The organism is uncultured Candidatus Pelagibacter sp., assembly GCF_943788075.1.
Lineage (GTDB): Bacteria > Pseudomonadota > Alphaproteobacteria > Pelagibacterales > Pelagibacteraceae > Pelagibacter.
In genome coordinates this window covers 68,572-84,210 of the sequence record NZ_CALSOW010000001.1, presented here as the reverse complement: position 1 = coordinate 84,210, position 15,639 = coordinate 68,572, and the positions used below count along the sequence as shown (strand labels likewise).

17 protein-coding genes are annotated in these 15,639 nt (G+C 29.8%); 12 read left to right on the top strand and 5 right to left on the bottom strand.

Going from position 1 to position 15,639, the window contains the following annotated elements; genetic code table 11:
• Positions 1-9 precede the first annotated feature (9 nt).
• From Q0X98_RS00520 to Q0X98_RS00500, 5 genes are read left to right on the top strand one after another with little or no spacing between them, the layout of a single operon-like run.
• Positions 10-513, top strand: coding sequence for a molecular chaperone DnaJ (locus tag Q0X98_RS00520; protein ID WP_297680402.1), 504 nt, complete (start codon positions 10-12; stop codon positions 511-513).
• Positions 514-558: 45 nt separating this feature from the next.
• Positions 559-1,443, top strand: a complete 885-nt coding sequence (locus Q0X98_RS00515) for a dihydrodipicolinate synthase family protein (protein ID WP_297680400.1) — start codon at positions 559-561, stop codon at positions 1,441-1,443.
• Between the two features lies 1 nt (position 1,444).
• The gene (locus Q0X98_RS00510; RefSeq protein WP_297680398.1) at positions 1,445-2,635 is read left to right on the top strand and encodes a cyclopropane-fatty-acyl-phospholipid synthase family protein; all 1,191 of its coding nucleotides are present in this window, start codon (positions 1,445-1,447) and stop codon (positions 2,633-2,635) included.
• Positions 2,636-2,664: 29 nt separating this feature from the next.
• Positions 2,665-3,831, top strand: coding sequence for a hypothetical protein (locus tag Q0X98_RS00505; protein WP_297680396.1), 1,167 nt, complete (start codon positions 2,665-2,667; stop codon positions 3,829-3,831).
• A gap of 32 nt (positions 3,832-3,863) precedes the next feature.
• Positions 3,864-4,157 carry a hypothetical protein gene (locus tag Q0X98_RS00500; RefSeq protein WP_297680394.1) on the top strand — a complete coding sequence of 98 codons (294 nt, stop codon included), beginning with the start codon at positions 3,864-3,866 and terminating at the stop codon, positions 4,155-4,157.
• Here the strand turns inward: Q0X98_RS00500 and Q0X98_RS00495 are convergent.
• Complete coding sequence (locus Q0X98_RS00495) at positions 4,154-4,501, bottom strand: DUF393 domain-containing protein (RefSeq protein WP_297680392.1); 348 nt, start codon at positions 4,499-4,501, stop codon at positions 4,154-4,156. The genes Q0X98_RS00500 and Q0X98_RS00495 overlap by 4 nt on opposite strands.
• Positions 4,502-4,586: 85 nt before the next feature.
• Between Q0X98_RS00495 and Q0X98_RS00490 the strand changes: the two genes are divergently transcribed.
• From Q0X98_RS00490 to Q0X98_RS00480, 3 genes are read left to right on the top strand one after another with little or no spacing between them, the layout of a single operon-like run.
• The gene (locus tag Q0X98_RS00490; RefSeq protein ID WP_297680390.1) at positions 4,587-5,999 is read left to right on the top strand and encodes a metallopeptidase TldD-related protein; all 1,413 of its coding nucleotides are present in this window, start codon (positions 4,587-4,589) and stop codon (positions 5,997-5,999) included.
• A gap of 4 nt (positions 6,000-6,003) precedes the next feature.
• Positions 6,004-7,320: a metallopeptidase TldD-related protein gene (locus Q0X98_RS00485; protein WP_320415257.1), complete on the top strand. Its 1,317-nt coding sequence runs from the start codon at positions 6,004-6,006 to the stop codon at positions 7,318-7,320.
• The gene (locus Q0X98_RS00480; RefSeq protein ID WP_297680386.1) at positions 7,317-8,288 is read left to right on the top strand and encodes an NAD(P)-binding protein; all 972 of its coding nucleotides are present in this window, start codon (positions 7,317-7,319) and stop codon (positions 8,286-8,288) included. Before Q0X98_RS00485 ends, Q0X98_RS00480 begins: the two co-directional genes overlap by 4 nt.
• 2 nt (positions 8,289-8,290) lie before the next feature.
• Here Q0X98_RS00480 and Q0X98_RS00475 read toward each other — a convergent pair whose 3' ends face one another.
• Positions 8,291-8,971, bottom strand: a complete 681-nt coding sequence (locus Q0X98_RS00475) for a DUF6134 family protein (protein WP_297680384.1) — start codon at positions 8,969-8,971, stop codon at positions 8,291-8,293.
• A 51-nt stretch (positions 8,972-9,022) separates the two neighbouring features.
• Between Q0X98_RS00475 and Q0X98_RS00470 the strand changes: the two genes are divergently transcribed.
• Positions 9,023-9,670: a hypothetical protein gene (locus Q0X98_RS00470; RefSeq protein ID WP_297680382.1), complete on the top strand. Its 648-nt coding sequence runs from the start codon at positions 9,023-9,025 to the stop codon at positions 9,668-9,670.
• Here Q0X98_RS00470 and typA read toward each other — a convergent pair.
• Entirely contained in the window at positions 9,667-11,493 is a 1,827-nt protein-coding gene (gene typA, locus Q0X98_RS00465; RefSeq protein ID WP_297680380.1) for a translational GTPase TypA, read from the bottom strand. The genes Q0X98_RS00470 and typA overlap by 4 nt on opposite strands.
• Positions 11,494-11,670: 177 nt before the next feature.
• Between typA and Q0X98_RS00460 the strand changes: the two genes are divergently transcribed.
• From Q0X98_RS00460 to Q0X98_RS00450, 3 genes are read left to right on the top strand one after another with little or no spacing between them, the layout of a single operon-like run.
• The gene (locus Q0X98_RS00460; protein WP_297680378.1) at positions 11,671-11,841 is read left to right on the top strand and encodes a hypothetical protein; all 171 of its coding nucleotides are present in this window, start codon (positions 11,671-11,673) and stop codon (positions 11,839-11,841) included.
• Positions 11,771-12,736, top strand: a complete 966-nt coding sequence (locus Q0X98_RS00455) for a DEAD/DEAH box helicase (RefSeq protein ID WP_320415256.1) — start codon at positions 11,771-11,773, stop codon at positions 12,734-12,736. The genes Q0X98_RS00460 and Q0X98_RS00455 overlap by 71 nt, the downstream gene beginning before the upstream one ends.
• Positions 12,721-13,380 (top strand): hypothetical protein, encoded by a 660-nt coding sequence (locus Q0X98_RS00450; RefSeq protein WP_297680377.1) that lies wholly within the window; start codon positions 12,721-12,723, stop codon positions 13,378-13,380. The genes Q0X98_RS00455 and Q0X98_RS00450 overlap by 16 nt, the downstream gene beginning before the upstream one ends.
• A 193-nt stretch (positions 13,381-13,573) precedes the next feature.
• Here the strand turns inward: Q0X98_RS00450 and groL are convergent, their stop codons facing one another.
• Positions 13,574-15,235 carry a chaperonin GroEL gene (gene groL / locus Q0X98_RS00445; RefSeq protein WP_297680375.1) on the bottom strand — a complete coding sequence of 554 codons (1,662 nt, stop codon included), beginning with the start codon at positions 15,233-15,235 and terminating at the stop codon, positions 13,574-13,576.
• Positions 15,236-15,258: 23 nt separating this feature from the next.
• Positions 15,259-15,549, bottom strand: coding sequence for a co-chaperone GroES (gene groES, locus Q0X98_RS00440; protein ID WP_008546060.1), 291 nt, complete (start codon positions 15,547-15,549; stop codon positions 15,259-15,261).
• Between the last annotated feature and the right edge of the window lie 90 nt (positions 15,550-15,639).

Below are 15,639 nucleotides of genomic sequence, written 5' to 3'. Positions count from 1 at the left end.
AGGAAATATATGAATATAATAATTTATACAGTATTAATTTTAGTAGCTTTATATTTTTTATTAAGGTTTTTTGCCGCTATAAATTCAAAAAAAATATCACAAAGTCTTAGAATATTATTGTTTATTGGCTTAATAGCCATTGCAATTTTGTTTGCTGTCGCAGGCAAATTTTTATTAACTTTACCTCTAACGCTTGCAAGTTTAGCTTTATTAAAACTAAAAGGTTTATCTTTTTTTCAACTTATTTCACTGTTTAGATTAATTCAAACACTAAGAAATTCTGGAAGATTTTCATTCAATGATAATGTCGTATCCAATGCCAACACAATGACTACTTCAGAAGCATATAAAATATTAAATCTTAACCCGTCTGAAAAAATTACAAAGGAAATTGTGAATAAAGCATATATTAAGATACAAAAAAAAATTCATCCTGATATCTCACCCGAAACTTCAAGGCTTTCATCTATAGTTAATGAAGCAAAAGAGATCGTTTTAAATGATATATCTTAATTGATTAGGTCTTTACTAAATTTTTTTTTTATATAAATTTTACTTATGAGTAAAATCAACGGTATATACGCAGCCTCAATGTCTGTTATTAACGATGATTTAACTTTAGACGTAAAAAAAACAATTCAGCATGCTGAGACGATTATTGATCAAGGTTGTCATGGAGCTGCAATTTTTGGTAGTACAGGACAAGCTCAGTTGATATCAATTAGTGAGAAGATAGATTTATTCAATCATCTATCTGAAAGCAAATATAAAGAAAAATATATAATTGGAACTGGTTTAAATTCTTTAAGTGAAACTATAAATTTGATGAGTGTAGCCAGGTCTTTAAATTTTAAGAAATTTTTAATTATGCCACCAGCATTTTATAAATATTCAGATCGTGATGTTATTAACTTTTATACAAAAATTATTGATGCACATCCAGAGTGTGAAATAGTGCTTTATAATTTTGAAAAATTAAGTGGATACAAGTTTAATGTGGAGTGTGTTAAGGAATTGGTAAGATTATTTCCTAAACAAATTATTGGTGTTAAAGATAGTTCATATAATCTTTTTGAAAATCTAAAAATTGAAAATTTTTCAGTTTTGCCGGGATCAGAATCTAAGCTATTGAAAGGTTTAGAGCTTGGGTGCTCTGGAATAATTACAGCCACATGTAATGTGACCTCGGCATTAGCAAGAAAAGTGTATAATGACTTTGTTGATAAAAGAGAACAAACAGTTAATCAAAAACTTTGTGATGTTAGAAGTGTGTTTGAAAAATACAATTTGATATCTGGACTCCATGCTTTTTATTCAAAAAATGATTTAATTTATAAAAATATTTTACCACCGTTATCGATTTTAGACTCTAATGAAGAAAAGGAGCTAATTGATAATTTAGAAAAATTAAATTTTTCTACAAAATCAACAATGGCTGCTTGAAATGCAATTAGCTAGGTTTCTTAATAATGTATTTAAGAAAGATGGTTTTATTTTGGAAGATGCCTACTCAAAAAATTATATCATTGGGTTACCTAAGAGCGATAAGCCAATAAAAGTTAAAATTTTAGATAAAAAACTTCATTATAAATTATTATTTCAGCCAGATTTATACTTTGGAGAAGCCTATACCAATGGAGATATAACAATAGAAAATGGAAGTTTAAGTGATTTTTTAGATTTGGCTCTAATGAATTTTGGAAGAAATGAGCTTAATTTTTTTAGTTATTTAATTAATAGATTGAGGGGATCTTATAGATTTTTAACTAACTTTAATTTTATTAAAAAATCTAAAATGAACGTATCACATCATTATGATATTTCAGATGATCTTTATGATTTATTTTTAGATCCTAAAAGGCAATATTCGTGTGCATATTTTAAAAATGAGAATGACACACTTGAAGAAGCTCAAAATAATAAAATTCAACACATAATAAAAAAATTAAATATAAAACCAGGTCAGAAAGTTTTAGATATAGGTTGTGGCTGGGGGTCTTTAGCAATCGATATTGCTAAAACTGTTAATTGCAATGTTACAGGGATAACCCTGTCTGAAAATCAATTCAATTATTGTAATAAAAAAGCAAAGAAACTTAATTTAGAAAACAAGATAGCATTTAAGTTAATAGACTACCGACAGCTCAATGAAAAATTTGATAGAATAGTAAGTGTTGGAATGTTTGAACATGTTGGGAGAAAGTTTTATAAGAAATTTTTCAAACAATTAGATAAATTACTAACGGATGATGGGATATCTTTGGTTCATACAATAGGATCTGTAAATCCACCTAGAGACCCACATCCATGGATAACAAAATATATTTTTCCAGGGGGGTATACCCCTAGTTTGAGTGAAGTGACCACTCCAATCGAAAAAGCTGGGCTAATTGTTTCTGATATTGAAGTTTTAAAACTTCATTATTCACACACATTAAGACACTGGAAAGAAAATTGTAATAAGAACAAAGATAAAATTATTCAAATGTTTGATGAAAAATTTTTTAGAATGTGGGAGTTTTATTTAGCAGGCTGTGAAATGGCATTTAAGTGGGGAGATCAGGTTGTATATCAATTTCAACTTACAAAAAATTATACTTCTACCCCAGTAACAAGAGACTATATTTATCAATAATTTATTGATAGAAGCAACAATCTTTTGAAATGAAAAAAATAAAAAAAAAATCAAAAAAAAATAAAACTAAAGTAAAAAAAAAATTTAAAAAAAGATATAAATTTACTTCTAAAAAAGTAAAAAAGATAAAAACAAAAACTAAATCTCGAAATACAAATAAAACAAAAAAAAAAATTAAAAATAAAAGAGTTTCAAAAAAACAAAATTTTATTTTAAAAATAATAAATTTTCAAAATTCTTTAAAACCCCAAGTAAATTTAAAAATTAATTTTAGTGTTGAAAAATATATCCAGGCTTTTTTTGATAAAATAGCTAATACAATTTTTGAATATAAAGAAGCTAAAAAAGATGAGGCAAGAAGACTAAAACTAGAAAAATTAGAAAAAGAAAGACAAGAAAAAATTAGTCTTGAAAATGAAAGACAAAAACAGAAGAAATTAAAAATTAAGCTTCAAGAACAGACTTTAAGAGATGAGGTAAAATTAGACAGACTAAGAGCGAAGGATATAAAAATTTTTCTTAGAAAAGAACAGGCTTTATTAAGAATAGAGCAAGCTGAAAAACAAAAACAATTCTTAAAAAAATTAAGATTAGAAAAACAAATTGAAAAATTTAGAATTAGAGAAGTTAAAGAATTAGAAAAACTTGAAAAGATATCCCTTAGAGAAAAACGAGATGATTATGCTGGTCTTCAGCAGCGGATAGAAAAACTAAAAGAAAAATATAGAATAATTAGAGACCAAAAAATAAAAGAAAGAGTAGAGGCTCTTGGAGTAAAATTACAAGGTGATGAAGATAGAGAAACGCTTCTACAAAAAGAAAAAGAGTACACAATAGCAAGGCAAAAAATCGAATTTGCACTTGAAAGTTTTTATCGTAGTGCAAGTAGTCTAGTGTTTCAGTTAAATAAAAGACATATCACAAGGCACATGTCTATTTTTAGATGTATTGATAAAAGATTTGAAACAGGAGAGATTTATGTAAAATGGGATGAGTCTTCTGATGAAGAATGGCTATTATTAATTTATATTAAAAACAATTCTCCAGATGAGGGAATAGTTATTGAAGATAAGACAAATCCTGAAAAAAATATTTCTCATGAATTTAAAAATAATGAAATATTTAAAGCATCAGACACAATGGTTGACTCTCTCACACAGCTTATTGCTAGAAAAAGGTCTAAAAATAGCAATTAAATTATCTAAATTAATTAGGTAATATAATTTTTATGATTTTTGGAACAATTACAATGGTAATTCTATATCTAATCTTAAGGTATATTCTTGCTTGGATAACATATTTTAATAATTTTGATCCAAGACTTGGAAATTCTACATGGCGCTGGAGTTATGATTATCATGTAGTTGGTGAAAGAGACATTTCAGACCTAGATGATAAAGATTTTGTAAGACTAAGAAGAAAAAAAAATAAGATTATTAGTCTAATGTATTCTGTAGTAATGATGATGTTTATTGCCTCAATGTCTTTATTAAGTAAAATTTTATTATTTTTTACAAGTTAACTCTTTAGTTGTTTTTTGTTTTTTAAATATAAAAAATAGGCAATAACTTCATAAGTAATGTTAAAAATTTGAAAAATTATTGGGAGTTTAAAGAATTTATATAAAATTTTATATTTTGGAATTTTTTTCCAAACAAAAAGAAAAGCTTCCGCTCCCTCAATAACTCTATCCCCATCTTTAACGTGTAATCTTCTTAAAAGCTCTTTATCTTTTTTAGATGTTTCTTTTTCAGCATTTGAATTATTGGTAATATCAATCCAATCAATTTCCTCAACCTTCTCTTTTTTGTATAGATTAATTTCAGATCGACAAATTTTACATGAATCATTGAAATAAACTTTCATTATTAAACATTACATCTGAGATTAAATATTGTACATGCGTAAAATCATCCATTGAAAATTACATACAAACAACTATGTACTGTCTATGAGTAATTTTTTTGAAAAATCAGACTTAACCAGAAAAGATGTAGACGAGATTGTATCTGAAACTTTAAGAAATTGTGATGATGGGGAAATATATTTTGAGAATTCAAAGTCAGAGTCAATTCTATTAGATGATAATAAAATTAAAAGTTCAAATTATAGTTCTGATCTTGGTTTTGGATTCAGGGCAGTATCTGATGAGGTAGTTGCTTATTCTCACTCAAATGAAATATCAAAAGAAGCATTAAATGATTCAGCAAAAAATTTAAAATCTACTCTTCAATCAATTAAAGGAACTTATAATCACGAAATACCAAAAAGTAATAATAAATTTTATGATGATATTAACCCTATCGAACAAAAAACGCTAGATGCAAAACTAGAAGTTTTAAATAATGTGAATGATTATTTGCGAAAAAAAGATTCAACTGTAAAGCAGGTTACTGCTAGCTTTAGTGGAGAGCAAAAATCTATCGAAATAATTCGATCTGGTGGAGAAGCTTTAACAGACGTTCGTCCTTTAATCAGATTTAACGTCTCTGTAATGCTTGAAAAAAATGGAAGAAAAGAAACAGGAGTTTATGGAATAGGCGGAAGACAGTCTTATGATGAGTATTTAAAAAATGATAACTGGAAAAATGTTTGTGAGGAAGCGTTAAGAATTGCTTCAGTTAATTTAGATAGTAAACCAGCTCCAGCAGGTGAAATGAAAGTTGTTTTAGGCCCAGGTTGGCCTGCTATATTAATTCATGAGGCTATTGGCCATGGATTAGAGGGTGATTTTAATAGAAAAAAAACATCTGCATTTCATGATTTGATGGGTCAAAAAGTTGCCAGCGAGGGAGTTACAATTGTTGATGATGGAACTATTGATAAAAGAAGAGGTAGTTTAACTATTGATGATGAGGGAACTCCTACAGAAAGAACAGTTTTGATTGAAAATGGGATTTTAAAAAATTTTATGCAAGACAGATTAAATGCAAGGCTGATGAAAACCAAATCTACAGGCAGTGGAAGAAGAGAAAATTATAAACACATTGTGTTGCCAAGAATGAGAAATACAATGATGTTGAGCGGAAAACAAACTCAAGATGAAATGATTAAGTCAGTTGATAAAGGAATATTTGCCGTTAGTTTTGGAGGAGGACAAGTAGACATTACATCGGGTAAATTTGTTTTTAATTGCACTGAAGCTTATGAAATAATTAATGGTAAGATTGGCTCACCTATTAAGGGCGCAACCTTAATCGGAGATGGTCCTTCAATTTTAAAAGAAGTGTCAATGATTGGAAATGATATGATGATGGATCCAGGTATTGGAACTTGTGGTAAAGCGGGTCAAGGGGTACCGGTTGGAGTTGCACAACCTTCAATATTAATTGATAAAATGACTGTGGGTGGAACAAAACTATAACATCATGATCAAAGATGAAGAGTACTTAAAATCAAAGGCTTCCTACTGTATAGATCTAGCTAAAAAACTTGGGTCAACAGATGTAAGTGTAACTATTGGAAATTCAATTTCTGAGACAGTAAGCTTTAGAAATAAAGTGTTAGATGAGTCCAATAGATCTGATAGTTTAGCAATAAGCATTGAGACTTATTTAGGTAAAAAAAAATCATCAATATCTTCCTCAAATTTATTAGATGAGAACTTAAAAACATTAATTGAAAAATGTTGTGAAACTACAAAAATTACTCCTGATGATGAATTTAATTCTCTTCCTGATAAAGAGTTATTAGCAAAAAATATTAAAGATCTAAACTTGTATGATCAATCTCATATAGAAAATGATAAAAAAATAAATTACCTGAAAGAGTTAGAAGAAACAGCTTCAATTGATAAAAAAATTATAAATACAGAGTCAGGCTTTACAGAAAATAAATCAAACTTTATTCTAGCTAATAGCGATGGTTTTTGTAATGGTTATAAATCATCTTCATTTACAGCTTCTTGTGTTACGGTTGCAAAAAATGAAAATAGTATGGAAAGAGACTATGAATTTACAAGTAAATGTCATTTAAATGATATTTCTAATCCATCTGAGCTTGGAAAGAGTGCTGCTGAGCAAACTATAAAAAAACTTAATCCTAAAAAAATTGGTAGCGATAAACTAAGTATTATTTTTGATAGAAGAATTTCAAAAGGATTCCTTAGCTCTTTTTCAGGAGCTATTTCAGCTTCATCTATTGCAAGGGGAACATCGTTCCTTAAAGACAAATTAAACCAACCAATTTTTTCAAATTCAATTAATGTTATTGATAAACCTGATCTAATTAAGGGCATGGGTTCAAAGTGTTTTGATTCTGAAGGAGTTAAAACAGATACATTAAAATTAGTAAGTAATGGAGTTCTAAATAATTACTTGGTGGATACCTACAATGGAAAAAAATTAAACTTAAAATCAAATGGAAGAAGTGGTGGAAGCACTAATCTTTATTTTGAAAATGGAAGTGTTAGTTATGATGATTTACTAAAAAGTCATTCTAAAATTTTATACGTCACTGAAACTATAGGCCATGGAACAAATCTTGTAACAGGTGATTACTCAGTAGGTGCCACAGGTTTTTTAATTGAAAATGGAGAATTTAAGTATCCAGTAAACGAAATAACAATAGCAGGAAATTTTAATGAAATGTTTAAAAAAATTACACTGGCAAACGATTTAGATTTTAAATACTCAGTTAATTCACCTACCATGATGATTGATGATATGACCGTTGCTGGTAAATGAACAGATATTGTGTAATTGGCTCAGGAATATCGGGCGCAACTATTGCTAACCTTTTAAGTAGAAAACATTCTGTTGATTTATTTGATAAAGCAAGAGGGCCAGGTGGCAGGTCTTCTTTTAAAAGATTAAATAAAACAAAAGGATTTGATCATGGAACGCAATATATTTCACCTAAAAGTTCAGCTTTTAAAAAGTTTATCAACATTTTGATAAAAAAAAAAATATTAAAAAATTGGGGTGGCAATCATCTATTTCTAAATAAAGTTAAAAAAGAAAATAAAAATCATTTAAAGATTATAGGTAAAAAAGGAAATAATGATATTAGCAAATATCTTTTAAAAAATATCCAATGCTATTTTCAAACAGAATTAAAGAAAATTGACTATAAGGAAAAAAAATGGGTCCTTACTTTTTCTGATGGTAATAAAAAAATTTATGAAAAATTAATTCTAACTTTTCCATTTGCTCAATTATCAAAGCTGTCAAAAAAATTTATAAAAGCTCCATTCATCAAAAGGAAAGTTAAAATGGACGCTAATATTACAGTTATGCTAGTAATAAAAAAAACAAATAAAAATGTTAGTAGTTATTTATTTGATGACAAAATTTTGGGTTGGGCTGCAAAAGAAAATAGTAAAAAGAGATTTAAAAGTAATCAAGATTTATGGACTTTACAAAGTACTCATAATTGGGCAAATAAGATGATTAATAAAAATAGAGAAAAAAAAAATATAAATTCTAAAATTCTTATTAATCATTTCTTTAAACTCACAGGTATTAAAAAAACTAAAGTATTATTTTCCCTTAATCATGGATGGAAATATTCATCAAATTCAAATCCTCTAAATATAAAAAGTTATTGGAACTCTTCATTAAATTTAGGAGTATGTGCAGATTGGTTTGTGGGACCAAGACTTGAAGCAGGATGGATAAGTGCCAATGATCTTTACAAAAAAATTGTTAAATAAATTTAGTCAAATTTTTTAACTTTATATTCCCAATTTCCCATTTGAGAATAGGCAACTTTTAGAATTAATGCATTTTTTTTATCGAACCAAATATCAAAATTTAACCTCTTATCTTTAGGAATAGACATGTCTTTTGAAGTTAATTTAAAGTGTTCTGTTTCGTATGTTTTTCCATATAATTTAATTTTTTCTTTACCAATAAAGGTAACTATTTGTTCTTTAATACTTCCAGAAATCGGACTTATCTGAGAGTTTGTTTGAAGAATTTTATGACTCCACCAATTTCCAATCACATTCTCTATTGATGCGCTGCCTGTATATGATGAACCTTTAATTTCATATCTATTTTCATTTTCATTTAAATTTAATTGAACATATTTATCTTTTTTATTTTGACGTGTCTTCGAGTTAAAGGAAATCAATTTATCTTTAATATATTTTTCTTCTCCAAAACTTTCAATTTCAAAAATAGTGGCCCCAAATAATTTAACAGTAAATTTTAATTGATTTGTAACAGTAGTATTGTCTGAATCTTTTTTAAAAAAATAGTAATTGTAACCAATAACTTCACCATCCCTTAAAATTTCCATTTCTATTTTGTTAAACTTATTGTAGTGAGCCATGTGAGCACTACTGTTAAATGAATAGATTAAAAGAAAAATTAAGAATAAAAATTTTTTCATAAAATATCATTTTAATAGACTTTGAGGTTAAAAGAAATAATTTAATAAATAATGTTTTTAAAAATTAAAAATATTCCAAGCGTATCTTGGAGCTCAGATAAACCGCTTAATTTAAAACCAAAGATATCCACGTCTTTTTTTCTTTGTTTTGGGTTAACCTTGTTTGGTTTAGGTGAAGGCTTGTTAATTGTTTCTGCTTCGGGTGCATCTCCATGGAGTGTATTGGCTCAGGGTTTGTATTTAAATTTTGGTTTTTCTGTTGGTACCATAACTATTTTTATTAGTTTTATTGTTTTATTACTTTGGTTTCCATTAAATCAGAAGCCAGGAATTGGAACTATTTTAAATGCATTGATAATTGGACTGATGATTGATGTTTGTATTAGATATGTCCAAGCTCCAGAAAACTATATTTATCAAATATTGTTAGGTGCTTTTGCTGTATTGACAGTGGGAATTGGAGGGGGAATTTATTTAGTTGCAAACTTAGGAGCAGGTCCAAGAGATGGATTGATGATTGGTCTTCAAAAAAAAACAAACCTGCCTATAGCATTAGTTAGAGCAGCACTTGAAATAACAGTTATGTCTATTGGTTGGTATCTAGGGGGCACTGTTGGTGTTGGAACTTTATTGTTCGCATTTGGAATTGGACCTTGTGTTGCTTTAGGATTATTTTTAGTTAATAAATTATTTAATTAAGCAGCAGTTCCAGATTTCTCACTTCTTTTTCTATCATGAGGATTAAGAATAGCTTTTCTTAATCTTAAAGATTTTGGTGTAATTTCAAGAGCTTCATCAGTATTTAGCATACTTAATTGTTCAGCAATTGACATCTGTCTTACTGGAGTTAATACAACATTTTCATCTGTACCTTGAGTTCTCATGTTAGTTAATTGTTTACCCTTCATAACATTTATGATCATATCACCAGGTTTTGGAGTTAATCCCACAATCATTCCCTCATAAACAGGGTCATTATGAGTTACAAACATTTCGCCTCTAGCCTGAAGGTTAAATATTGCAAACGCTACAGCCTTTCCGGTGGACATTGAAATTAGAGCACCATTTTTTCTGCCATCCATTTCACCTTCAAACTTTCCATATCCATGAAAAATTCTATTAATTACACCAGTTCCTTTTGTTAAAGTTAAAAATCTACTTGTGTAACCCATTAAGCCTCTTGTTGGTGCATGAAACACTAATCTTTTTTTATCTTTTCCAGTATCTTTTAAATCTAAAAGTTTACCTTTTCTTCTATTCATAGAGTCAATTATTTTTGAAGAATATTCTTCGTCAAGATCAACAGTGATTTCTTCAATAGGTTCGAGCTTATTACCAGCCTCGTCTTTTTGATATAGTACTTTTGGAGGACTTACAGTCATCTCAAATCCTTCACGTCTCATTTGTGTAAGTAAAATTTCGAGCATTAATTCACCTCGACCACTTATTACAAACGAGTCTACATTTGCATTTTGAGAAAAAGTAATACCAACATTATTCTGGGCTTCTGAAACTAATCTATCTCTAATTTGTGTACTTGTAAGTTTTTTTCCTTCAGTTCCAGCTAAAGGTGAACTGTTAACACTTATAGTAATAGACATAGTAGGGGGATCTATTGGAGTTGCTGGAATTGGGTCATTTAATTCAGGATCACAAATTGTATCCGCCACGTTTGCTTTCTCTAAACCTGCAATTACTACAATGTCTCCTGCTTCACCTATTTCAATAGGAACTTTTTTAGTCCCTTCGTATCTAAAAATTTTTGTTAGTTTACCTTCGTCTACTTTTTCACCTTTAAGGTTAATTGCTTTGATAGGTTGGTTAGCTTTTGCAGTTCCTTGAGATATTCTTCCAACCAAACTTCTTCCTAAAAAACTGTCTGCATAAAGCAAAGTAGACAGCATAGCAAAAGGCTTTGTTTTATCTAATTCAGCTGGTTTGACGTGTTCGATTATTAGATCTAATAGTGGGTGAAGATTTTCTCTAGGACCATCAACTTCTTTGCTTGCCCAGCCCGATCTTCCACTTGCATATAAAACTGGAAAATCTAATTGTTCTTCATTAGCATCTAAACTTACAAACAAATCAAAAGTTTCATCTAATACTTCATTAGCTCTTTGATCAGCTTTATCTAATTTATTAATTACAACGATTGGTTTTAATCCTTGCTTAAGTGCTTTAGCTAATACAAATTTTGTTTGAGGCATTACACCTTCTGCAGAATCTATCAGTAGTAATGCACCATCAGCCATACTTAATACACGCTCAACTTCTGCAGCAAAATCTCTGTGACCAGGTGTATCTATAATATTTACTCTAGAATCTTGCCAATTAATTGAAGCTGGTTTTGCTAGAATAGTGATTCCTCTCTCTTTTTCTAACTCACCAGAGTCCATCAATCTCTCATCAACAACTTCGTTATCTCTAAATGAACCACTTTGCTTCATGAGATTATCAATCATGGTAGTTTTGCCATGGTCAACGTGTGCAATGATGGTGATGTTTCTGATGTTATTGCTCATAAATTGTGGCTCTTATACATTAATTCTTTGATTTGAAAACTTAAAAAAAGACAGCAATTACTTGGTAAATAGACTTTAATGAAGAATTCATTTCTTGTGATTGTTTTAAAAACATATAGATATCGCAATAAAATTAGAAGGAACACAGAATCAAGATCAACACTTCTAAATCATTAAATGGAAAATTTTAAATTACTTAAAATAGAAGATTCATTAAAAAATTCATTACAAAAAATGAATTTTACAAAGCCAACTCCTATTCAAGGCATGGCAATACCTGCTGGCCTTAGAAGGAAAAGATATTTTAGGAACAGCACAAACTGGAACAGGGAAAACTTTAGCTTTTAGTATTCCTTTAATTAATAAATTGATTTTAGATAAAAATGCTTTTGCACTAGTTATGTGCCCAACAAGAGAGCTCGCTACTCAAGTAATGGAGGCAATTAAAAGCATTATAAGCGATAAAATAAATATTAAATCAGCTTTACTCATTGGTGGTGAGTCGATGCAAAAACAGCTTAGACAGTTAGGTAATAGATCTAGAATAATAGTTGGAACTCCAGGAAGAATTAATGATCATCTAAAAAGAAAAAGCTTAAATTTATCAGCCACAAAGTATTTGGTTTTAGATGAAACTGATAGAATGTTAGATATGGGATTTACCCCACAAATTGAAATGATTTTAAAATTTGTTCCAAAAGATCATCAAACACTATTATTTTCAGCAACTTTGCCTCAAAATATTTTAAGAATTTCAGATAGATACTTGAGTAAACCTGAAAGAATTTCCACAGGAGCAACTTCTGTTCCAATTGCAAAGATTAAACAAGAAACTCTTCAAGTTTTTAAAGAAAATAAGTACGATGAATTAATTGATCAATTTTTAGCCAGAAAAGGTTCTATCCTAGTTTTTGTTAAGACTAAAAGGGGTGCCGATAAGATGGTTAAAAAACTTAAAGAAGAGGGGCATTCGGCTGATGCTATTCATGGAGATCTCCGTCAAAGCAAAAGAGATCGTGTTATTAATTCTTTTAGAAAAGGATTGAAGAGAATTTTAATTGCAACAGATGTTGCTGCTAGAGGGTTGGATATCCCTCTCATTCAACATGTAATTAATTATGATCTGCCTCAAGTTCCGGAGGATTATGTTCATAGAATTGGAAGGACTGCTAGAGCAGGATCTGAAGGGTCTGCCTTAACTTTTTTGACACGCCTGATGATAGATCAATGTGGAATTCTATAAATAAGTTAATTGATCCAAATTTTAAATCAGCACCTAGTGGCTTAAGAAGAGACTCGAAAAACAAAAGAAGAGGTAAGGGGCCAAATAATAAAAAAAGAAAAGCTCGAGATGAAAAAAGATCTTTTGGAAAAGGTAGACAGGAAAGATCTTCAAGTTTTAGAGATAAACCTAAATCTTTTAGCAAAGATAGATCAGATAGACCTTCAAGAGATGGAGAGAAAAAAAGTTTTGGTTTTAAAGGGAAATCAAGTTTTAGAGATAAACCTAAATCTTTTAGCAAAGATAGATCAGATAGACCTTCAAGAGATGGAGAGAAAAAAAGTTTTGGTTTTAAAGGGAAATCAAGTTTTAGAGATAAACCTAAATCTTTTAGCAAAGATAGATCAGATAGACCTTCAAGAGATGGAGAGAAAAAAAGTTTTGGTTTTAAAGGGAAATCAAGTTTTGCAAAAAAAAATAATATAAAACCTTCAGGTTTTACAAATAATCCAAAGTATTTTGGAAAAAAACCTTCAGAAAACTCATCTACAGAAGATGAAAAAAAAAGCTTTGGATTTAAAGGTAAGAAAAAATTTAAAAGCAGAAATAGTAGACCTAAAAACTTTAGTTTTAAAAAACATAGTAAAAAAAGAATTAAATCTTAAGACTTTTTAGTCTTTTCTTTTTTTTGCTTTCTTTTTTCTTTGAGACTTAATTTTGGTTTTTTACTAGCACTACTGAGTCTTTGAATGATTTTCCGCTATATCTTTTTGACATATTTTAATCTTATAACATCTTAATAAAAAAAAAGGGCAGTAAAAACTGCCCTTTTTGAATTTTGTTTGAGTAGTATGGGGATTACATTCCCATTCCACCCATTCCACCCATGCCGCCCATTCCACCAGGCATACCACCAGGCATTCCGCCTCCAGCATCTTTTTCTTCTGGCTTATCAGCAATCATGGCTTCTGTAGTTACAAGTAACCCAGCAATTGAAGCAGCATCTTGTAAAGCTGTTCTTACAACTTTAACAGGATCTATGATACCTTTAGAAAACATATCAACGTACTCTTCATTTTGAGCATCATATCCTTGGCTCTTTTTATTTTGTTCTAATAGTTTTCCAACTACAACAGAACCATCAACTCCAGCATTTAAAGTTATTTGTCTAATAGGAGCCTGTAAAGCTTTGGCTACTAGTGCAACACCAGATTTTTGATCATCTCCTTTAACTTTAAGAGAGTCTAGACTTTGTGAAGCATATAAAAGCGCACAACCACCACCAACTACTATTCCTTCTTCAACAGCAGCTCTAGTTGCATTTAATGCATCTTCAACTCTATCTTTTCTTTCTTTAACTTCAACTTCAGTTGCACCACCAACTTTAATAACTGCAACACCACCTGCTAATTTAGCAAGTCTTTCTTGAAGTTTTTCTCTATCATAATCAGATGTTGTCTCATCAACTTGTTTTTTAATTGAATCACATCTAGCAGCGATATCAGATTTTTTACCACTACCGCTAACGATTGTACTGTTATCTTTATCAACTTTAATCTTTTTACAAGATCCAAGGTCTTCAAGTTTAACGTTTTCAAGTTTAATTCCAAGATCTTGAGAGATTACTTGGCCACCAGTTAATATAGCAATATCTTCAAGCATAGCTTTTCTTCTATCACCAAAACCTGGAGCTTTAACAGCAACAACTTTTAGTCCACCTCTTAGTTTGTTTACAACTAAAGTAGCTAATGCTTCTCCCTCAACATCTTCAGAGATTATCATTAAAGGTCTACCTGATTGTACAACAGCTTCTAATAATGGAACCATTGGTTGTAAGTTAGTTAATTTGCTTTCATGTAATAAGATGTAAGGATTATCTAACTCAGTTGTCATTTTATCACTGTTAGTAATAAAGTATGGAGATAGATATCCTCTATCAAACTGCATACCTTCAACAACATCAAGTTCAGTATCAATTCCTTTTGCTTCTTCAACAGTAATAACACCTTCGTTTCCAACTTTTTGCATTGCTTTTGCAATCATTGTTCCGATTTCTTTATCACCATTAGCAGAAATTGTTCCAACCTGAGCAATCTCATCACTGTCTTTAACTTTTTTTGCAGAAGAGATTAAGTTTTCTTTAACATGTTCAACGGCTGCATCAATTCCTCTTTTAACATCCATTGGATTCATACCAGCAGTTACGTATTTAACTCCTTCTTTAACAATAGCTTGAGCTAAAATAGTTGCAGTAGTTGTACCATCACCAGCTTCTTCATTGGTTTTGCTAGCAACTTCTTTAACCATTTGAGCACCCATGTTTTCAAATTTATCTTCAAGATCAATTTCTTTAGCAACAGAAACACCATCTTTAGTAATTCTTGGTGCACCGTAAGATTTATCCATTACAACATTTCTGCCTTTTGGACCTAAAGTAACTTTAACGGTATCAGCTAAAATATTGACACCTCTCATCATTGCCGCTCTTGCTTCAGCGTCAAATTTAATTATTTTTGCCATTTTACTTTCTCCTTTAAATTAAATTATTTACCTGAAATACCCATAATGTCTGACTCTTTCATTATGCTGTATTCTTTACCATCAATTTTGACTTCAGTTCCTGACCATTTGCCAAATAAAACTTTGTCACCAACTTTAACATCCATTGGAATTAATTTTCCATCTTCTGTTTTAGCTCCACCACCAACAGCAACTACTTTTCCTTCTTGAGGTTTTTCTTGTGCTGTATCTGGGATGATTATTCCACCAGCAGTTTTTTCACTGCTATCTAGAACTTCGATTAATACTCTGTCATGTAACGGTTTAAACTTCATAAATTCTCCTTATTAAATATGAGCCTCATATAGATACTGACCTAGCTTTTTCAAGCTAATATGAAAAATAAGTTATGAAAAATCCTAGGA